Origin of the sequence: Ferribacterium limneticum (assembly GCF_020510585.1) — a bacterium.
Taxonomy (GTDB): domain Bacteria; phylum Pseudomonadota; class Gammaproteobacteria; order Burkholderiales; family Rhodocyclaceae; genus Azonexus.
Map to the genome: position 1 here is coordinate 798,746 of NZ_CP075190.1, position 19,969 is coordinate 818,714.

General features: G+C 54.0%; 17 protein-coding genes, 2 pseudogenes and 1 other annotated feature. Of the genes and pseudogenes, 10 read left to right on the forward strand and 9 right to left on the reverse strand.

The window, feature by feature from the left end:
• The 3 genes from KI613_RS03830 to KI613_RS03840 all read right to left on the reverse strand — a co-directional run bounded on the left by KI613_RS03830 (nucleotide 1) and on the right by KI613_RS03840 (nucleotide 2,937).
• A complete protein-coding gene (locus tag KI613_RS03830; protein ID WP_226403895.1) occupies nucleotides 1-714 on the reverse strand; it encodes a hypothetical protein in 714 nt (237 codons plus the stop codon).
• Between the two features lie 236 nt (nucleotides 715-950).
• Nucleotides 951-1,688 (reverse strand): hypothetical protein, encoded by a 738-nt coding sequence (locus KI613_RS03835; RefSeq protein WP_226403896.1) that lies wholly within the window; start codon nucleotides 1,686-1,688, stop codon nucleotides 951-953.
• A gap of 217 nt (nucleotides 1,689-1,905) precedes the next feature.
• Entirely contained in the window at nucleotides 1,906-2,937 is a 1,032-nt protein-coding gene (locus KI613_RS03840; RefSeq protein ID WP_226403897.1) for an AraC family transcriptional regulator, read from the reverse strand.
• Between the two features lie 361 nt (nucleotides 2,938-3,298).
• On the opposite strand from KI613_RS03840, the gene KI613_RS03845 reads away from it, so the two are divergent.
• The 5 genes from KI613_RS03845 (at nucleotide 3,299) to KI613_RS03865 (ending at nucleotide 9,217) form a co-directional block, all read left to right on the forward strand.
• Complete coding sequence (locus KI613_RS03845; RefSeq protein WP_226403898.1) at nucleotides 3,299-4,675, forward strand: DUF1329 domain-containing protein; 1,377 nt, start codon at nucleotides 3,299-3,301, stop codon at nucleotides 4,673-4,675.
• Between the two features lie 245 nt (nucleotides 4,676-4,920).
• On the forward strand, nucleotides 4,921-6,120 hold the full coding sequence (locus tag KI613_RS03850; RefSeq protein ID WP_226403899.1) for a phosphotransferase: 1,200 nt from the start codon (nucleotides 4,921-4,923) through the stop codon (nucleotides 6,118-6,120).
• 56 nt (nucleotides 6,121-6,176) lie between these two features.
• The gene (locus tag KI613_RS03855) at nucleotides 6,177-6,938 is read left to right on the forward strand and encodes a hypothetical protein (RefSeq protein ID WP_226403900.1); all 762 of its coding nucleotides are present in this window, start codon (nucleotides 6,177-6,179) and stop codon (nucleotides 6,936-6,938) included.
• 40 nt (nucleotides 6,939-6,978) lie between these two features.
• Entirely contained in the window at nucleotides 6,979-7,410 is a 432-nt protein-coding gene (locus KI613_RS03860) for a hypothetical protein (RefSeq protein WP_226403901.1), read from the forward strand.
• 160 nt (nucleotides 7,411-7,570) lie between these two features.
• A complete protein-coding gene (locus tag KI613_RS03865) occupies nucleotides 7,571-9,217 on the forward strand; it encodes an electron transfer flavoprotein-ubiquinone oxidoreductase (protein ID WP_226403902.1) in 1,647 nt (548 codons plus the stop codon).
• Nucleotides 9,218-9,511: 294 nt separating this feature from the next.
• On the opposite strand, the pseudogene KI613_RS03870 reads toward KI613_RS03865, so the two are convergent.
• Together KI613_RS03870 and KI613_RS03875 are read right to left on the reverse strand one after the other, a co-directional pair.
• Nucleotides 9,512-9,700: pseudogene (locus KI613_RS03870) on the reverse strand (IS481 family transposase); the annotation flags it as partial.
• Between the two features lie 39 nt (nucleotides 9,701-9,739).
• Nucleotides 9,740-10,968, reverse strand: a pseudogene (locus KI613_RS03875) (IS3 family transposase).
• Nucleotides 10,574-10,690: a sequence feature (AL1L pseudoknot), on the reverse strand. Its footprint overlaps the pseudogene before it by 117 nt.
• Before the next feature lie 281 nt (nucleotides 10,969-11,249).
• Between KI613_RS03875 and KI613_RS03880 the strand changes: the two are divergent.
• Nucleotides 11,250-12,059, forward strand: a complete 810-nt coding sequence (locus KI613_RS03880) for an FRG domain-containing protein (RefSeq protein WP_226403903.1) — start codon at nucleotides 11,250-11,252, stop codon at nucleotides 12,057-12,059.
• Between the two features lie 227 nt (nucleotides 12,060-12,286).
• Here the strand turns inward: KI613_RS03880 and KI613_RS03885 are convergent, their stop codons facing one another.
• Both KI613_RS03885 and KI613_RS03890 read right to left on the reverse strand, forming a co-directional pair.
• Nucleotides 12,287-12,658 (reverse strand): hypothetical protein, encoded by a 372-nt coding sequence (locus KI613_RS03885; RefSeq protein WP_226403904.1) that lies wholly within the window; start codon nucleotides 12,656-12,658, stop codon nucleotides 12,287-12,289.
• Between the two features lie 5 nt (nucleotides 12,659-12,663).
• On the reverse strand, nucleotides 12,664-13,746 hold the full coding sequence (locus tag KI613_RS03890) for an XRE family transcriptional regulator (RefSeq protein ID WP_226403905.1): 1,083 nt from the start codon (nucleotides 13,744-13,746) through the stop codon (nucleotides 12,664-12,666).
• A 159-nt stretch (nucleotides 13,747-13,905) separates the two neighbouring features.
• Here KI613_RS03890 and KI613_RS03895 point away from each other — a divergent pair, with 159 nt between their 5' ends.
• The 4 genes from KI613_RS03895 (at nucleotide 13,906) to KI613_RS21345 (ending at nucleotide 16,072) form a co-directional block, all read left to right on the forward strand.
• The gene (locus tag KI613_RS03895; protein ID WP_226403906.1) at nucleotides 13,906-14,079 is read left to right on the forward strand and encodes a hypothetical protein; all 174 of its coding nucleotides are present in this window, start codon (nucleotides 13,906-13,908) and stop codon (nucleotides 14,077-14,079) included.
• Nucleotides 14,080-14,258: 179 nt separating this feature from the next.
• Nucleotides 14,259-14,510, forward strand: coding sequence for a multiubiquitin domain-containing protein (locus KI613_RS03900; RefSeq protein WP_226403907.1), 252 nt, complete (start codon nucleotides 14,259-14,261; stop codon nucleotides 14,508-14,510).
• Entirely contained in the window at nucleotides 14,485-15,687 is a 1,203-nt protein-coding gene (locus tag KI613_RS03905) for a ThiF family adenylyltransferase (RefSeq protein ID WP_226403908.1), read from the forward strand. Before KI613_RS03900 ends, KI613_RS03905 begins: the two co-directional genes overlap by 26 nt.
• Before the next feature lie 28 nt (nucleotides 15,688-15,715).
• On the forward strand, nucleotides 15,716-16,072 hold the full coding sequence (locus KI613_RS21345) for a DUF6527 family protein (protein WP_226405673.1): 357 nt from the start codon (nucleotides 15,716-15,718) through the stop codon (nucleotides 16,070-16,072).
• A gap of 227 nt (nucleotides 16,073-16,299) precedes the next feature.
• Here the strand turns inward: KI613_RS21345 and herA are convergent, their stop codons facing one another.
• Both herA and KI613_RS03920 read right to left on the reverse strand, forming a co-directional pair.
• Nucleotides 16,300-18,069: an anti-phage-associated helicase HerA gene (gene herA, locus KI613_RS03915; RefSeq protein ID WP_226403909.1), complete on the reverse strand. Its 1,770-nt coding sequence runs from the start codon at nucleotides 18,067-18,069 to the stop codon at nucleotides 16,300-16,302.
• The gene (locus KI613_RS03920) at nucleotides 18,066-19,295 is read right to left on the reverse strand and encodes a DUF4297 family anti-phage-associated protein (RefSeq protein WP_226403910.1); all 1,230 of its coding nucleotides are present in this window, start codon (nucleotides 19,293-19,295) and stop codon (nucleotides 18,066-18,068) included. The genes herA and KI613_RS03920 overlap by 4 nt, the downstream gene beginning before the upstream one ends.
• Nucleotides 19,296-19,969: the final 674 nt, after the last annotated feature.

Here is a 19,969-nt window from a genome sequence, read left to right on the forward strand (position 1 = left end):
CTACAACTCATTTTGGTCTTGCCTAATCGCGGTTCTTAATGTGAAGAACATAACCATGAACCAAATGGCGTAACTGATAGTGGGAATCCAGAAACCGATCAGGCCGTGCCAAGTGAATGGACCAATTTTGAAGAATCCCACGATTCCCGTGGGGAGAAACGAGATCGCAATCCACAAGTTGAAATAAGCCACCCAACGGGGGAACAACGGTTTCGGCGCCTTGTCCTGGAAAATTTGCATGGCGATCGCCACATATTGAATACAGAATGGCGGAAATGGCAACAACAGCATCAACCACCCCATGTCGTGAATCGCCTTGGTGATCTCTGGCGGGCGCGAAGGATCAAATGCTGCGATCATCATAATCATGAATGCGATCAACAATACGAGGGAACCGATGGCACCATTGATAAGCTGCGTCATTGCTAGCACTGGTCGATCGCCTTCGCTGCGCATCATCTGCACGGCAATACCCGCCGAAAATGGTGCCAGCAGAGACGTAAAGGCCATGGCGAGAAACAGGCCAATACGAATCGACATCGTGTTCTCCTGATATAACGCGGCCACCTGCTCAGCTGTCAGATAGGCCGGTGGGGGCGGAATAAAGCGGGCGACCAAGACTAGGCCAACGAGGATGCCCACAATGTATAGGGGAGCACACCAAGTGTGGAACATTTGATTTTTGAATCGGCTATTTTGTTGATGTGTCGGCATGCGTATTTCTCCCCAGAGACAGGAAAGTTAGAACTTGTAAGAGGGACGGATTTAGCCATCGGGGCAGTGGCTTGGCTAATCGTGCGATCCGTGCGAAGAGACAGCAATGCATGCTGCAGAGACCGGACAGGATTTTCTATGGCCGGTACCAAAAGGGGCATCCATTGCTTATCCGGGATACCTCTCCTAGCCAAAAGCCGTTCGCCACCGACTAGGTCGCGAACGGCGTTACAGCGCTAGTTCGCCGCCTTGGCGGCCTCTTCATTCAGCCGCTTGTCCTCGCTGGAAATGACGCGGAAGGTGGTCACCGTCATTACCAGCATCCAGCCGAAGAACACGGACACAGCGAACCAGAAGGCGAGCAGGCCATCGTAGGCGAAGGGGCCCTTCTTGAAGAAACCGATCATGCCGGCGGGGAAGATCAGGATGCCGCACCAGACGTTGAAAAAAGCAACCCAGCGCGGATAGATGGTGGGCACGTTGTGATCAAAGAAAATGGCGGCGGCGATGATGAACATCCAGACCGAGAACGACGGCCAGGTGTACAGCCAGTCGAACCAGACCCAATCGTTCATGATCTGGATGATGCCCGGATCGAGGGTTTCCGCCCGGAATGCAATCACCGCCCAGGTCATGGGAATCAGAATGAAAAACACCCAGCCGCCGCCGACGTTGACCAGGGAGGCGTAGGTCAGGGCAGGCATGCTGCGTTCCATCTTGCGGATGAACATGATGATTGGGATGGCCCAGGTGCCATAGAAACACCAAGTAATGATCTGGAGCAGACAGCCGAGCAGGATGTTGTCCTTGCGCTCGATGAAGATCTGCGCGATTTCCTTGGCGCTGAGTGATGGTGAAGGGCCGGGCAGGAAGCCCATCAACCAGCCCTGGGCAATGATCAACGCTGCCACGAGGACAACGCCCGACCATAGGAAAACCCGCAGGACCGAGGTGTTCATTTCTGTTTGCTTCATGGTTGCTCCTGATCTTGGCCATCCACGATGTTCCTGTTGCGAGCAATCGTTGGATGTGAGTTATCGAGCCATGAAGTAAATCATTAGCCAGTGTGAGTCACCAGATGCGATTCCTGCCATTTGACGGCAAACCCGGACAAGTTTTTGGTGCTGCTTTTGCGTGGTCGACATATGTTACGCCGCAGCAGGACTCGGTGCGGCCTGAGCGTCGAAGTCGTTAGCGGCTGTCGTTTGCCGAGGAAGTATCGGCGTTATGGGGAGCCGTGCAGTACTCGCCAATGGTCTTCCCCGTCCAGCCTTTAAATGCACGACGGAAGGTCACCACATCGCTGAAACCCAGGCGATAGCCGACTTCCTTGGCCGAGAGCTGACCGGAATTCAACCAGCGTTGCGCCAATTCAATACGAATTTCTTCGGTCAGGACGCGGTAGGTGCAACCTTGTTGCTGCAGTTGGCGAGCCAGGGTACGGGAACTCATGCCAAAGGCTTTGGCCGCCTCGCTTATCGATGGCATTCCATCGACGCGAGCCAGCAGATATTGGCGCAGCCGGAGGCTAAGGGGACTGTTCTTCTGGGCTTGCTTAAGCGCGCGATCAAGGTAGTCGCGGCAGGCCTGATTGAGTGCGGCGTCATTGGTCTTAAATTCACTATCGAGCCAGCGACGGTGGACTGTAATAAAGGTACATGGTGCTCCGAAGGTAATCGGACAATGAAAAAATTCAGTATATCGGTCACTGTATGACGGTTTGGGGTAAGCGAAAGAAATAGCAATGAAAGGAATGGAATCACCGGTCAAGGCGCCGCCGAACCGGCTCAGTGCGAACAGGGCCTCCTCAATGCTGAAACGGTAAATCGCATCGTTGATGCGTGGTGCCGAGAGTTCGATGACAGACCAGTCCTCGTTTTCTTCAACCACACTCGGATCAACATTAACGCCGAAAGCCCTACCGTAACGAGACCAAATTTCCTTCATTCCATCACGGATGGTTCGGCAAGACATTCCAGCGTAGGCCAATACGCTGAAGTTAGGAATATCAACTGTACTGCCAAGTTCAAGGCCCAAACCAGAATCCCCAGTCAATCGGATCATATTGCCGAGCAGTGTCTGGTGGTCTTCGTGGCTGATCAGGCAGTCGGGGTCGCTCAAGGCGATTGGATCAACAACAGTACCGCAAAAAACGTCTTCATCTTTATACCCGCGGGCTTTCATCAGGGATAAATAATGCTTTATGGATGTAGGGTTAAGCATACATATACGCCAGTCACTAAAAGAATTCTCAACCTGAAGAATTTCTCAAATCTATTTTTCTTTGGGTAGGGTAGAAAAGTACCTTTGAGGTTCTGATACTGGTCAAGTGCTCTGAAGCACCGTACAACTTCCCCAAATTCAATGCAACGCAATATTTAAAAAATAGTGTCTTAGATTGCAATTAATTGGCTTGAGTTGCCTCTAGTTCGTGACGAACAGCCGTGATTAGATAAGCCGCTTAGTGAACTTGGCGGTTTGCCATGAACGCTAAAAACAAAATGACAGCAGGTGCTGGGGGAGTTCCCAGTGAGCAGGCACAGGAAGCAAGAGATTTTCTTGCAAAAAGATAAAGGAGACAAACATGAAACACCGAAATCGGTTGGCATCGGTTGGCCTGGCGGCCTTGATGGCAGCAGTTGCCGGGGCCGCCCAAGCAGCAGTCAGTGCTGACGAGGCTAAGCAGCTGGGGACCAGTCTAACGCTCTGGGGCGCGGAAAAAGCCGGAAGCAAGGACGGCTTAATCCCCGAATACTCAGGCCCGGTGAAAGTGCCTGCCAGCTACGACCCCAAGAAGCCGGGGGTTCGTCCCGACCCCTTTGCCAGCGAGAAGCCCCTGTTCGTGATTACTGCACAGAACATGGACAAGTACGAGGACAAGTTGAGTGAAGGGCAGAAGGCCATGCTCAAGAAATATCCCACTTTCCGCATCGATGTCTATCCCAGCCATCGCACGGCGGACTATCCCAAGTACGTTCTCGACAACACGCTCAAGAACGCCACTGCCTGCAAGGCAGTTAACAATGAATTGCAGGTGGAAGGCTGCTACGGCGGTGTGCTCTTCCCTATTCCCAAGTCAGGTAATCAGGTGATATGGAACCATGTGGCGCGGTATACCGCCCATTCCTGGGGCGGCACCAACGACTCCGTCATGGTGACTGCGAGTGGCAAGGCCATCAATCAGGGCATCAATGCCATGGTGCAGGAAGCACCGTTCTTTGATCCCAAGCGCACCGGGCCCGCCCCAAATAACACCGTCTATTGGCAGATTCGCCTTGATACCTCCGGCCCCGCCCGCAAGGCTGGCGAAAAACTGATGATCATTGATGCCCTGGACACGCTCAATGTCGGACGGCGCGTTTATCAGTACCTGCCCGGCCAGCGTCGGGTCAAGCTGGCGCCCGATATCGCCTATGACACTCCCAATCCCCAGGCCGGCGGCGCATCAGTCATGGATGAGGCGCAGAATTTCATGGGTGCCCAGGACCGCTTCGACTTTAAGCTGCTGGGCAAGAAGGAGATGTACATCCCGTACAACAATTTCAAGATTACCGACAAGGCGTCTTGCAGTACGGAACAACTTTTTACACCCAACCATGCCAATCCCGACTGTGTCCGCTGGGAGCTACACCGGGTATGGGTCGTCGCCGGTACCCTGAAGGCAGGACAGCGCCATGTGTACTCCAAGCGGATCATTTACGTGGATGAGGATGCGCCGGGTGCCGGCATGGCGGAAGCTTATGACTCCGTGGGCCGCATGTATCGTTTCGGTTTCTCTACCTTCTATCCCATGTATGAAGCACAGGGAATGATATCCGATGAATTCTTCGTCCATGACCTGACCAGTGGCATGTACAACGGAAATGGTCACGGCGCCGACTATGGCGGCTGGTATCCGATCGCCCCTAAGCCAGCCAGCTTCTTCAACCCGGATGCCCTTGCCGGCGAGGGTGTTCGTTAAGGAATGTAATGGAAGATGAGGACGGTTGAATTTTCCTCATCTTGTTGATCGGGTCCGGCCGCATCGCTCTTGCTTGAGCCGATGTGGTCGTTCTCCCGCAGAAGAAAGCTATCCTTGGCTTTGCTAAGCTTTCAGCCGCATCAACATTCCTGATGCGGATTTTTTTGTGACCCGTCCTCTATTCATTGGACTGAATCCAATGGTCGTCAGTCGTCGTCGATATTTGGAATGGAAGGTATTAAGCAATGACCACATCGCAGCTGACTTGGAAAGAGAAGGCGAAGCTATTCGGCAAAGCGGCCAGCGTCGGCTTGCATGTCATGGGCGAACACATCTATCGGCGCAAGGCCTGGAATGCGGATGATGTGCCCCGTTCCTACCTTGACATTACCCCCGAATGGCTGAGCACCGTTATGGGCGACGGGTGGGCCGGGGCCAAGGTTCTAGCCATCAAATCAACCGGCGGCAGTGTCGGCACATCGAGTCGCCACGGGCTGCAGCTGTCCCTGAATGCCGAGGCTAAACATGCCGGATGGCCGGATCGGGTTTTTACCAAAGCGACAACCAACTACACCCAGCGTCTCGTCCTAGGCTTGTCGGATGTGATCTGGGGCGAAGTTGCGTTCTACAACCATCTGCGCAAGCCGCTCGATATCGAGGCGCCCAAAGGCTACTTCGCCTGTGCGTGCGCTTCGTCGTTCCGGTCCATGGTGGTGATGGAAGACATCGTCCATACCAAGGGCGCCAAATTCGTTTCAGCCGACACCTATATCACCAAGGCACAGGTCGAGAACCTGCTGGCCGACATGGCCAAGCTACATGGCCATTACTGGAACAGCAATGCCCTGCAGCATGACTTCAATTTTCTGCCCACAACGGTGGACCGATGGAAGCTGCTGAGCAAGATTGGCTTCAAGGGCCGCTCGCTTATTGGCGCCCAACGAGCCGCAGCCGTGATTCCGGCCGCCATTGTCAACCGCCAGGATGACCTGTGGAATGCCGTACTGTTGTCGTTCAGTTTGAATATGCAGCAGCCGCAGACCCTGCTGCATGGGGATTCCCATGTCGGCCAGACTTATATCACCAGGGATGGACGGATGGGGCTTACCGACTGGCAAGCGATCCTGCGTGGCGGTTGGGCCTATGACTTCGCCTACTTAGTGACCTCGGCCTTGACGGTGGAGGATCGCAGGCTCTGGGAGCAGGACCTGCTTCACTTCTATCTGGACCGGCTGCAGGCTGCTGGAGGCGCCCAGATTCCGTTCGACGAGGCCTGGTTGAGTTATCGCCAGCACACGTTCTATCCCTACTTTGCCTGGGTCTACACGATCGGCGCCGGAACGCTCCAACCCAATATGCAGCCGGACCATATCTCCATGGCCATCATCGAGCGGACCGCCAATGCCATCAACGACCATGACGCTTTGAAACTGGTTGGCATCTGATCTGCATGTGATAGGCACGGAAAGAGCTTGTTTGAATTTAAAAACACGAGGAAAGCATGAATCTAAGCATGGCCCGAGAGCCCTATGAATTCGATCCGTTCTTGATGCGGGTATGCCTATGGACTGGCCTGGCCTTGGTCGCCATGACGGCGGTGGGTTTTGGCTGCTTCATGGGCTATGTGCCGCCGCCGGCCGCGGCAATGAGCGCCGATGACCTCCTGCTTTACGTGCGTGAACACAAGACCTCGATCCTGATCGGCGCCGCCCTCTGTACTTTCTTCTGGTCGTTCTGGGTGACTTGGGCGGCGCCCTTGATCATCTATATCCGCCGCATGGAGCGGGCGCCCTTGCTGACCTTTGCCTCAATTGCCAACGTCGGTGGCGGCGCTGCGGTGATCACTACGATCGCCGTCAGCTGGACTGTGATGGCCTACCGCGTCGAGGATGCCGCTATCGTTCAGGCCTTCAACGATTTGGGATTTTTCCTGTTCCTTTACACTTGGCCGCCCTTCGCCATCTGGATGTTCATTATCGCTATTGCGATCCTGCGTGATATCAATCCGGAACAAACCTTTCCCCGCTGGGTGGCCTTCTACAATCTCTGGGCGGGGGTGCTGATGGCACCGGCTAGTTTTATGGGCTTTTTCAAAACCGGACCATTCGCCTACGATGGTCTGCTGGCGTTCTGGCTGGTGGCGGTTGATTTCTTCCTGTGGATGGTGGTCATGTCCATTGTCATGTTCCGGGTCGTGGCCAGGGACGAGCAGAGGATGGCCATCCCGATAGTCTCTTATGACTCAACTCTTCACCAATTCTGAGCAGAATGGGTCATGAGTCGAGAACTGGAACGATGAGTTCGTGAGAGATACAGCAAGCGGCGGCGACGGCGTTGCGGCCAGCGAGAGTAAGGTAATAGCAATAAGTGCCGACGACCTTTTTGATCAATCCAAAGTCACGCAAACGTTTCAGGTAGCGTGTGATGCTGGCGACAGACAGGTTCGTCAGGAACGGTTTTCAATCGAAAATGCCGAGCTATCGACGCTTCTCCAGGTTGACGAGGCCCTTGTTGCACGTGATGACAAGGTTATTTCCCACCATTGTCGTGACTACGGAAGAAGTCGGTCAGGCAATGCTCAACGCAGCGAGGCGCGGATCTGGTCGTTTCGTGCTGGAATCAAGGGATATTGCAAGTCTGGCGCAGGAAGGGTAAGCGGCCGGAAGTCGTATGGGGAGGCGCCTGACATCAATCAACCTTGGTTCAACGCCAGGATATTCTTACTGTATTTCTAACAACAGCGATGTCGGTAGAAATTCCTAGGTCATCTCCCTATTCGCTATCCATTGGATTCGTAATTATGTAAGTTGCCCTGTTTCATTTGAAGCTTGATTTATATGGAAGCATACGATACTGTTAATTACCGTATATCCAAATGGAGCAGGGAGAGACAACATGCAGCGCGAAGCCATGGAATTCGACGTCGTCATCGTGGGCGGCGGCCCGGCCGGACTGGCCTCGGCCATTCGCCTGAAACAACTGGCGGCCGAGAGAGGCAGCGAAATCGCTGTCTGCCTGATCGAGAAAGGGGCCGAAATCGGTGCCCACATCCTCTCCGGCGCCGTCATGGACCCCCGCGCACTAACCGAACTGCTACCCAACTGGAAAACAGACGGAGCGCCGCTCAACGTCCCGGTCTCCGAAGACCGCTTCTTCATTTTCTCCGAAACCGGCGCCACTAAAGTACCGAACAGCGTGCTCCCCAAGTGCTTCCACAACGAGGGCAATTACGTCATCTCGCTCGGCAACGTCTGCCGCTGGCTCGGCGAACAGGCCGAAGCCCTCGGCGTCGAAATCTACCCGGGCTTTGCCGGCGCCGAAGTGCTGTTCGATGAGAGCGGCGCCGTGATGGGCGTCGCCACCGGCGATATGGGGCGGCTGCGCGATGGTTCGGAAGGTCCCAATTTCCAGCCGGGCATGGAACTGCATGCCAAGTACACCTTCTTCGCCGAAGGCTGCCGCGGCCATCTCGGCAAACAACTGCAGGCCCAATTCAACTTGAACGAGGGCGTTGATCCTCAGACCTACGGCGTCGGTCTTAAGGAGCTCTGGGAAATTTCGCCCGAAAAACACCAGCTCGGCCTCGTTGTCCATAGCGGCGGCTGGCCGATGGATTCGGCCACCTACGGCGGCGGCTTCCTTTATCACCTGGAAAACAACCAGGTCGCCGTCGGTTTCGTCGTCGGCCTCGGCTACAGCAATCCGCACCTCGCGCCCTATGAGGAATTCCAGCGCTTCAAGACGCACCCCAACATCCGCGCCTTCCTCGAAGGCGGCAAGCGCATCGCCTACGGCGCCCGCGCCCTGACTGCCGGCGGCCTGCAGTCGCTGCCCAAGCTGACCTTCCCCGGCGGCGTTCTGGTCGGCGACGATGCCGGCTTCCTCAATGCCGCCCGCATCAAGGGCTCGCATTGCGCCATCAAGTCCGGCGCCCTGGCCGCCGAAGCCTGTTTCGCCGCGCTCAACGGCGAACGCCAGCGCGACGAGCTGACCGCCTACCCGGAAGCCTTCAAGCAGAGCTGGCTGTATCAGGAACTGCATCAGGCGCGCAATTTCAAGCCGTGGATGAACAAGGGCCTGAAACTCGGCTCGGTGATGTTCGGCGTCGACCAGTTGGTCTTCGGCGGCAAGGCCCCGTGGACCCTGCACAACACCATCCCCGACCCTGCCAAATTGAAGCCGGCCAGCGAATGCGCCCCGATCGCCTACCCGAAACCGGACGGGGTGATTACCTTCGACCGCCTGTCCTCGGTCTTCCTCTCCAGCACCAACCACGAGGAAGATCAGCCCTGCCATCTGCAACTGAAGGATGCCGATATCCCGATCCGCGTCAATCTGGCGACCTACGATGCCCCGGAACAGCGCTTTTGCCCGGCCGGCGTCTATGAGATTGTCCGCGACGAGAACGGCGCCAACCCGCGCCTGCAGATCAACGCCCAAAATTGCGTGCATTGCAAGACCTGCGATATCAAGGATCCGACCCAGAACATCAACTGGGTGGTGCCGCAGGGGGGCGAGGGTCCAACCTATCCGAATATGTGAATGATACGACGGTATTTGACATTGTTTTTTGCGGCCAAGTTCAAGGTGTTTGTCTCTCGATGACACGACTCTGGCAGCGACAGCAGGAGGTCCTCGATGCTTGTAACTAATCCTAGACACATTGCCGAAATCAATCAGTACGGTACGTATGCTCGTATGACCTGCTTGGACAAATCGGCACACGATATCTGTCTCGAACTGAAGCATGCAACATGTCTGATGCTTTACGGAGAGATATCGACGGAACAGTTTCGTGCAAAGCGCAACGTGCTGATAAAAGCTTTCAAGGAACAACTAGATGTTTAGTCCCTCAGTGTGCTGGATCGGATTGACCCTGAAGCGCTCAGGCTCTTTTGTCCAAGTTTTGCAGATGAACTCATAGGGCGTCAGGCCCTTCAGCGTCTTCAATCGCCTGGCGAAGGTGTAAGCCATCAAAAAGGTCCGCAAATGGGCTTTTAACTGCTCGTGTGTCTGGTAGTAGTATGAATCGCCCCGGGTTCCGTGGAGGCTGGTTGGTTTAAGTCAGGCCACAATGGCGGCCTGATTGGCGAGTTGCCCGTAGTAGTTTGCCTCAGCTTCTGCGGGCGGGATATAACCAATTGGCTCAAGCAGCCTGTGGCGGTTAAACCAAGACACCCATTCCAGGGTTGCCAACTCCACGGATTCCCGGGTTTTCCAGGGTGCCCGCCGGTGGATCATCTCGGCCTTGTACAAGCCATTAATCGTCTCAGCCAAGGCGTTGTCGTAGCTGTCGCCCTTGCCGCCGACTGAAGGATCAATCCCGGCTTCGGCCAGTCGGTCGCTGTAGTGGATCGAGCCGTACTGCGAGCCTCTGTCTGAATGGTGGATCAAGGCTTCGTCGGGATTCGGCTGGCGGGCGTACAGGGCCTGTTCCAGGGCGTCGAGCACGAAGTCCGTGTGCATGGAACTGCTGACGCGCCACCCGACGATGCGGCGGGCAAAAACATCGATAACAAAGGCAACGTACAGCCAGCCTTGCCAGGTTGAGACATAGGTGAAGTCCGAGACCCACAACTGATTGGGCCGCTCAGCCTTGAACTGCCGATTGACCCGATCCAGCGGGCAAACCGCTTTGCTGTCGCTGATCGTGGTGCGCACCACCTTGCCACGCACAACACCCCGCAATCCTTACCGCCGCATGAGTCGCTCGACCGTACAACGGGCCACCGCGACACCTTCCCGGTCCAAGTCCCGCCAGACTTTGTCGGCACCATAGTCCTGCAGGTTGGCCTGCCAGACGCGTTCGATCTCGGGCACCAAGACCTCATCTCGCCGTACTCTCTGGCTGCGCTGTTCAGGATTACGCCGCAGAGCGACATGGCGCCGGTAGCCAGACGGGGCAATCTGCAATTGCCTGCAGATCGGCTCGACCCCGAAGGCATCACGATGCTCGTCGACGACTGACCTCAAGACTTGAATCGGCGGTCGAGCTCCGCCTGGGCGAAAAACGCGTTGGCAAGCTTGAGGATATCGTTGGCTTTGCGCAGCTCCTTGACCTCGCGCTCCAGTTCTTTCACGCGCTTCTGGTCTGCCGTGGTCGGTTCTTCACGCTGGCCGCTATCTCGTTCGTGCTGACGCACCCAAGTCAGCAGCGTCTGCGGCGTGCAACCGATCTTGGCGGCAATGGATTCAACGGCTGACCATAGCGAAGGATGATGGGCACGGCATTCAGCTACCATGCGCACGGCGAGATCACGGAATTCGGGGGAGAACTTAACTGACTTCTTCATGGCTCTATCTTCGCAAGAGTTAGAGCCTCCACCAAATCCGGGGCGATTCAAGTAGCATTTTACCGTGACCGTACTATTAGTGGTGTCGAGCTCCCAGATAACAGGGGGCACTGGTATGACCTAAATGCCAAACAGTGGCTTGAGCCAGAACAAGAGTCAAAAACGGATATCGGCCGAAGCCGACATTCAAGTGAGCACCTGATTCAGTCTGCAATGCGTCGGCAAACCGCCTGCCGAGTGCAATAATCCACGGATAGGAAGAAATCTATTTGGAGGGGGGCATGGAAACGCACACGATCAAGAATTGGGGGGAGTTCGACAAATTGGTCGGTTCAAAAAATTACAGGAAATGGATATTCCGGGGGCAATCGAACGCCAATTTCGAACTTGAGAGTTCGCTTGCTCGCGCTTTCAAGGATGCTCAGAGCATTCACAAGGCCGGGAGTGGGGAGGAGAAAAATCTCAACAAGCGAGAGCACGAAAAAGTAATGATTGACCGGTTCAAGTGTAATGCGCACCTGTTCTTGAACCACCTGCCGGAGCCCGATGATGACCTTAGCTGGCTTTCAATCATGCAACACCATGGTGCTCCGACAAGGCTGCTCGATTTCACGTTCTCGCCGTACATAGCGCTGTATTTTGCTCTTGAGGATGGCACGGGAGATGCGGCAGTTTACGTCCTGAATCACCATGCTCTAATAGCTGAGGACGACGAGTATTTTGGAACGAGGCGCCTTGAGGTCCATTCCAAAATTCTCGATGGTGCACAAAAGAGCGAAGACATGTGCCTTTTCGCCTTCGAGCCGACATTCTCGAACCATCGGCTGCTGTCACAACAGGGACTATTCGTCACCACGAACACCCTGGAGCATACCCACGAAAGGATTCTCAAAGAGTACACAGTTACTGACGGGGATTTCACAAAACTAATCATCCCCGCGCGCTTGCGATTGACCGGGCTGCGAAAGCTGAACCAAATGAACATCAACGCCGCCAACATCTACCCAGGTCTAGATGGCTTCTGCAAGAGCATGAAGCGACAACCAATCTTCGGGCTGCAATGGCAGAAGAGGGTTGGCAACAGCGGCTAGAGGCGGCTTTTGAAGCCAATCCAGTTATGCTTCTTCACGAGGCGTGATCGTCTCCCGGCTCACCCCTAAGGAACGACTTGTATTGGCCCGAAGGGGGATCTATTGCGTTACTGTGGCGGGCGGGAGGAAATATCGATAGCGCTCGGAAGATCTTTTGGATTGCAAATGAGCTTCGTTCTGTATTTCGGCCTTTGGTAGTGCCGGACTGCGGCGCTTTCTACTGAAAATCAAACAACCGAGATGTGCTTGAGTTGTAGCTGCTTTGCTGCCATAAGGACATGCTTACAGCCCGCGACGACGACCCAGCCTTTTTCTTCAGCCAGCGCCAGGGTTGCACAATCCGCCGCTGCCAACTGCCTCCCAAGTGTTCTCTGGATCATCGTTGCCCTAGAAAAGTCAGTAAATGAGATCAATTGGGGCGAATTACTGTTTGATGCCATTTCCGACAAGCGCTGCTTCCAATTTGGCCCCCAACAGTGACGGCACACTAAGTCCGCGACGAAAACCTGATGGATTTTGTCCAGAGCCTTTTGGCTGGTGATGGAAGCCTTTCCCGTGGACACCAAGGCCATTGAATCGATTATTACCGAAGATGTCACGCGGATTATGCCTCTGTGCTGGCCAATATACCTGTCACATCCATTCCCTGAATAAAAACCTCAACGGTCTTGCCTAATAGTTCAGCAGCTTTAGAGTGGCTCATTACTCCTTCGGCCACACCGCGAAAACAAAGGCGTTCAAAACGTCGGGACGGCTCTTCTTTCACTGGCTCTGGTTCGTAAGGGGGGCGCGTCCAGCCGCGACGAGCAAAAACCGTATAAGTCTGTTTGTAAAAATCTTCGGAAATGATTTCTAGCTGCTTGCAGCGATACAACACTGCTGCCGCACTCGCACCAAACACCTTCTTCAGCGCAAGCAATTCTCCCAAACTCAATTGGCGTCGCCTTGTTCCAACTTCCTTCTCGATAGTTTCTCTCGGCATCAAAAAAGCACCGGCAAACCGATCGGCCACCTTCTCGTCGTCAAAATTCTCCGAAACCGAGAGAACCAGATGTCCCAACTCATGACAAAGAGTAAATCGCTGTCGCTCACCAGGGTGCACTGAATTAACGACGATAGCATGAAACGACCCGTTGGACGTTTTCTGGGTCGCCGTACAAGATATGCCGGATATCTTTTCAGGCAGTTCGACACAGAGGACTTTGATCCCCTCTTCCTCTAGAAACTCACCAAGAGATGGCAAGGGGTCTAGACCTAAACCCCAATCCTGGCGCAGCTTCTCAGCGGCCGCCTCGACGTCCTCAATGCTAGTTTTGATCTTGTACTGAGGTGCTTTGGGCTGTCGCCACCAGCGGCTATCAAGACCTAGTACGTCCTCGACCTCGAGATATCTCTCAAGGCGCTCACTGACGGAAGCGCGAACCGCTGCCTCATCTTTGGGCGACGTTAGTTTTCGCTTACGGAAATCAACTTTGTCGAGCGTCAGTTGCTCGGCGCTCGACAACCAACTGACAGATATTTGCAAAGCATCTGCCAGTGTGATCAGAACGTCAGAACGAGGAGTGGTCTCGTCTCGCTCATACATGCCAATTGCCTGGGCACTGACAGCCCTATTTATTTTGGCCTCCAAGTCACGCAATGAAAGGCCTGCGGCAGTTCGCGCCAACTTAAGGCGGCTACCAAGCATACAAAAGAATCACTACGTTATCCCCCAAAGTAAAGAAATTCTATACACGGCCTGCGCCTGGGTCAAGAAAAAGGTTTACGAACTTTACAGTTGACTGTGTTATCAAAGATTTTGTAAAGTACGCACTCCGATCAACACTTCCATTTTGGAGAGATTTCAATGGCTAAAAATGCCCCGTACGGAGATGGTCATCGTATCGGTCAGGTTAAGGGACGATCCCAGGCCTACAACCCGACCAATGACCGTTGGACAAAGCGCGATGCCGAAACCGGTCGTTTCATCGACCAAAAGGCAGACAAGCAACCGTTCAAGGGGGTACGCAAGGAAAAGTAATTTCATCAGACCACTTATCTAGACACTTAAGGTGACCAACCCTAGGAAAGCAGCAAGGGGACCGAAGCCAGATTTCTATCCCCACCACATCTTTAAGGAGTAATTGTGAGTCAACTCGACAAACCTCAGCATCGTCATGCGGCCCATTGCCGCGTCGCCCCCTAGTAAAGGAGATTTTCATGTCAGAACATCCAAAGAAAGCCGTCACCATCATCGTCGAGGCCACAGCCCATGAGTGGCCGAAGGACGAAATCACGTACTCCGAGGTAGTCACCCTGGAGGACCCGGACTTCCCGCAGCACCCGGAACGGGTCTATTCAGTCACCTACGAGAAGGCGCACGGCAACAAGAGCGGCGTGCTGTCTCCGGGCGGTTCAGTCAAGGTCAAGGACGGGATGGTGTTCTATGCTAAAGACACTGGCGAGTCATAATCCGGACCTGCAGCGGCTTCTCGAAAAGGGCTATGCCCTGGCGATCGACAGCGATTACTTAATCGTACGGGACATTCCCTATCTCGATTCAGCTGGACAATTGCAGTGGTCAGCCTTTGTCGGGAAGCTGGTCTTCGAGGATCAGACTAGGGTTCGCGCCGAGGATCACCAGATCCATTTTGCGGCGCCGCGCCCGTTTGGACTCGATGGTCAGGTTGTTCGCGGCCTGGGTGGCGGGGAGGCGCAGCTCAACCTGAGCGAACGTTGTCGGGATGTTGTCGTCAACCAGCGTTTCTCGCACAAGCACAAGGAGGGCGGCCAGCCTCGCCCCTACGTCGATCACTTTGAAAAGATCGAAAGCTACGTCGCGATGGTCTGCGGTCCCGCGATGGCGCGGTTCGAGGTCACCCCGTATACCTTCCGTGATTGCGAAGGGGAAACATCAAATACGGTTTTCAAGCTGCGTGACACGTTGACCAGTCGGGCGGAGATCTCGGATTTGGCCAGGTTGCTTGAAAACGACGTGATAGCCATCATCGGCTTGGGTGGAACCGGCGGTTACTTGCTCGATTTCATGGTGAAGACGCCGGTTCATGAAATTCGAGGGTTCGATCCGGACAGCTTCTTTGTGCATAATGCCTTTCGCTCACCAGGGCGCCTGGACATGGAGGATGGCGCCGAACTGCGGCAATCCAAGGCCGATGTTTACCGCAAGCGCTACGAGAATTTTCGCCATGGACTCACCATCAAGCCGCTGTTCATTGACGAGATGTCGGCTTCGGAGCTCGACGGCGTCACCTTCGCATTCGTGTCCGTCGACAAAGGAAGTTCGCGTAAGAGCATCATCGACTTGCTGATCGCGAAGAACATTCCGTTCATCGACGTAGGGATGGGCCTGAAGCGACATGGCGTGTCGATCAGCGGAACTGTGAGAACGACGTACTTTCCCCACGACACCGGTGACTCCATACGGAACAAAGGCTATGTGCCGGAAACTGATCCGCCGGACGACGTTTACAAGAGCAATATCCAGATCGCCGAGCTCAACGCCCTGAATGCGGCGTTGGCCGTGCTCCGCTTCAAGCAGATTCGCGGGTTCTATGCGGGGCCAGCCCCATTGAATCAGTTACTCTTGACGCTGGATAACCTTTCGCTATTGGTCGCCAATGAAGATTGATCGCTTGCGGCTAGAACTTGTCGAGTTCATGCCTTCGACACTAGAGCCGGGAGTGCTTTACGTCTCGCAAAAATATCAGACGGCAGCACATCTGTGCGCGTGCGGTTGCGGCGAGAAAATACGCACGCAGTTGGGTCCATTGGGTTGGAAATTTTCCAATGGGCGCTCTGGCCCCAGCCTCAATCCATCGATCGGCAACTGGCAAAAGCCTTGTCGCTCGCACTACTTCATTAAGAGTGGCATTGTGGTTTGGGCGCATGCTCTGACGGAAGGCGAGGTGCTATATGGGCGTCACGCGGAGGTGCGGCGTCGAGATCGATATTTCCGAGAGCAACATTCTGGTTGGTTTACACAACTGAAGCGTTGGTGGAAGGGGGAGCGTTAAAGTCGGTTACTTGGCTTATACCGGTCGCTCATCTGACCCAATGCCGACGGCCGCTAAAGCCGAGGTGCTGTCTGTTGTCGTTGGCATGAGGCCGGATCTCGGCCAACCTAAGCGGCCGGTGGCCTCACCAAGAAAAATGGCCGGTTCTGATTTCGGACCGGCCATTGGCAATTTCAAGGACTAAACGACAGCTTTTAACGGCTATCCACCCATCGATACCCTATAGTTTAGTTTTTGAGCCAAGTGTCTTTGATTGCGTTGAAATCGACGTTTTTCCATTGCTTTTTCCAAAGCTCGAAATAGGGAATGTCGTTCGATGACGGCGCCGGGTCGCATGGTTCAATCTGAACAAGCGATGGCATCACGACCGCTTCACCGATCAGCAAGGCTTCACCGGCGCCCAATGTCGGCAATTTGTCGCACAGGTTGCCGAGGGTATCCGGCAGGAGTCGGGAAACGTAACTTTGGTCGCTGGGGTTGGTGAGGCGCATCGATACGAAGTTGGCGCACTGCGAAAAAATCGTCTCGGAAATTTCGGAAGGACGCTGACTGGAAAGCAGGAGCGTAACGCCGTATTTGCGGCCCTCCTTGGCGATACGTTCAATCGATTGCTTGGATGCCCTGAATTTGGCCAGGTCACTGTTCGGAACGTATTTATGCGCTTCTTCATAGACGAGCAGGATAGGCGCATCGTTGTTGATGGTTTCGCCGGCTGCACTGCGCAGCACTTTGTAGTAGTAGCCGTATTCAAAGACGATCCGCGAGATGAGCGATACCGTGATGCTAAGCACCTCGAACGGAACGCCGCTGAGGTCGATCACCGTCACGTTCGACTGGGTTGCCCCATAGCCCATCAGACTTTTGACAGCGCTCTCCAGGGTGGCGGTTTCTGATGCTGGGCCGAACAGGAAGCTCAAACGGTCTTGATTCACCTTCGATTCGAATCGGGTGAAGAACTTGTCGAGTGATTTGTCGGCATAACTCCCGTTGGTAATGTGTTGCGCCTTGGTGGGATGGAAAGTCAAACGGGCAGCGAAATAAGCATTAGAACGCTGTTGTTGCGTCATCGCCTTCCCGGTCGTCGCATCGGTTTTTCCGTCCGTGAGCAGGGGGTAGGCCGGATCGACAACCATGTAGTTCGTTTCGGTTTTCGCGTTCACCGTCTCGTTCTTGATGTTGTAGAGGCCGTTCAGAACTTCTTGGATATTGAATTTGATCGGGCTGTCGTAGAAAACCGACGTTAGCGTCGGATTGTGTTTGCGCTTGTTTTCAGTCACCAAGGTGCGGAACACAGACGATTGGTTGTAATTGTCCCGCTCACCGGTATCCAGGAGGATCTCTTCGAGCTCTTCGCTGTTCAACAGCCAATACGGCAGATTGAGGTTAGCGACATCGAGGAAGTTGGCGTCAGGAAACGCGCTTTTGTATTCCGAGTGGATGTCGAAAATCACGACGTGGGAGTTGTTCCGCTTCGTGTGGCCATCCTTCGCCGCGACCGCGTTCTGGATAATCTTGGTGATCGTGTGGGACTTGCCGGCGCCAGTCGAACCGACAACAGCGATGTGCTTGTTGAAAAAACGGTTTCCATCGATCGGCACGCCGATGCTCGTATTCGAAGCGAGCGAACAGAACTGGAATTTCCGTTCGGTCGGTACGGAATCAGAGAATATCTTGCGGATATCGTCTTCTGTCGCCGGCGCGACACCGGTCGGGGGAATGGTCAGCGTATCGCCGCCACGAATGAATTTTCCGTCACGGATGATACCGAGAGGAAGCGCCTCGATGAGGTGGCGCCGCTCCTGCTTGTCATTCACTTCGATGCAGAAGTTTTCGATGATCGCGATGAGCGCGCATTGGTCGTTGTCGGTGATTCGCAGGTAGGAACCCACTTTGATACTTTTGCTATCGGAAAACGACGCGATGTCGTCAACGGATATCTTTACCTTGTCCGGGAAGACGGCGATTACCTCTGCCTTGAATTCTGGGTTAGTGCTCATGGGTGAATAATCTCGGCTAGGAAATAGGGATGGGGGACGGGGATTTCTGCGTGTGAGCTGTCGCGGATTCGATGACTGGCGGTGATCGGCGCGGACTGAAAGAGATCGAATACTTCGATGTGGCCACCATTGAAACAAGACGCGAGCTTTTCCACAGACGGAATGAATTTCAGTGTGAGCTTGCGCTCCTTCGTCGGTAGGATCTGCATCCGTTCAGGGCGAAAATCTGCACCCAAGAACGGATATCCGTCTTCAAAACACACTTGATCGTGATACAGCATCGCTTTCAGCGTAATGAGGTCTTGATCCGAAATGCCACGCAACAGGACGAAAGGGCAAAACCATTCATGGGCAGGGCGCGTTCCCGACACTTTGTTCGAAAAATAATCAGCGGTTGTTTTCAGCATCTTGATGGTTCTGGGCAAGTCGACAGTCCCGGAAAATTCGATAGAAAACACCCGGTTCGCCACTGGTACGCCCGTGCCGAGAAACCGGATATGTTGTCGCTTTAGGCTTTTCGCGTAATTCGCATCGCCGAACTTTGCCAGAAGCCACCGGCTGAAGACGATTTCCTTTTTGTTGATCTCGGCGATGAAATCAGCCTTGGTAATCTTCCGCTGGCTCATCTTTTTTTTCACGGCCAGGTTCTGAATCGCGTTGATGGCACGCGGATAGAAAAATGCCTCGGCATCGTCCGGAAGGCATCCCGGAATAGCGCTCGTCATGGCCTTCAGAATGGCGGCTTGCTGCTTGTCGTAAGTCGGTGCGTTGACGTTGATTTCTAATAGCTTGAGAAAAAGTCCAAGTTGCTTGTCGTTGAGCAAAAGATCCTCATGGACTTCATGCGTTACCTTTTCTTTCTTGAAGGTCAGCAAAGATTTCTTCAAGTAGTCGAGCTTTAGGGGCGACGGCAACGAGCCCTGTCCACTTTTGTAGTTGCCGAAAATCCGGTATTTGAGTGTCTGCGTCGCTGGGCAGCCTGCCGCCGCAAAGTGCTTCAACATGGCGATCACCGCGTCCTTGATCACAGAAGGCGTGAAAGCAGTTTCTTCATAGTATTTGCATTGGATCAGGACATCCTCCGCACAATCGGTAAGATCGATATCTTCGATCCCTTCGACAACCACCGACGCGTTAGCAGAGACCGCATTCAACAGTTCGAGAATGGTCTTGTCGAATTGGTAGAAATATCCCTTGATGGTAGCGTGTGCTGAACGGTCGGCCATATTTATTTTTTATGCGGTAATGGTTGATTCGTGCATCGTGAACTCGAAAGAATCAGGTGCAATTAAAAGGCGATCATGCCGCTTAATTTCTACGCGAAATCGATAATTCAACGATATTAAAGATATTCAGTTTGTCAAAAAAAAACGTCTTGCCATCGAAATCTCTGACAGCATAGCAATGCAGAAGGCATTTTGCGCCTTATTTTTAAAATGCAAACTCAATATCGACGCTTGCAATTGGTTTTGTGGCATTTGGTCTCTTCCGCGTTTCGATGCCTAAAACCATCGGCAAATAAAAACCCTCGAGACATGCTCGGGGAAAGAGAGACATCCAAGTCGACTGAAATTCCGGAGGAAGGGCATACGGTTACAGGCATTGCGAGTCAGCGCCATGGTTCGATGACAGCTAACCTAGATGTTATCGGACGGCGAATTGATGTAGTCGCGCAGTTCTTAAGCGAGTGATGATTGAGTCGCCTATTTGTGGAGAAGCAGGCCGTCCTACGGTGATGAAGAAAGCAACCATTGGCTGAAAGGCTGGTAAGCGGCGGATTACAGCCCGATTTGGCGCCCCCGGCCACCGTCAGCAATGGCCGAACTGCCGCCTACACACATTCGCCCATTTTCTCCATTCAATTTCGTTCGAACGATATTGAATTTGTCTTTTTTTGAGG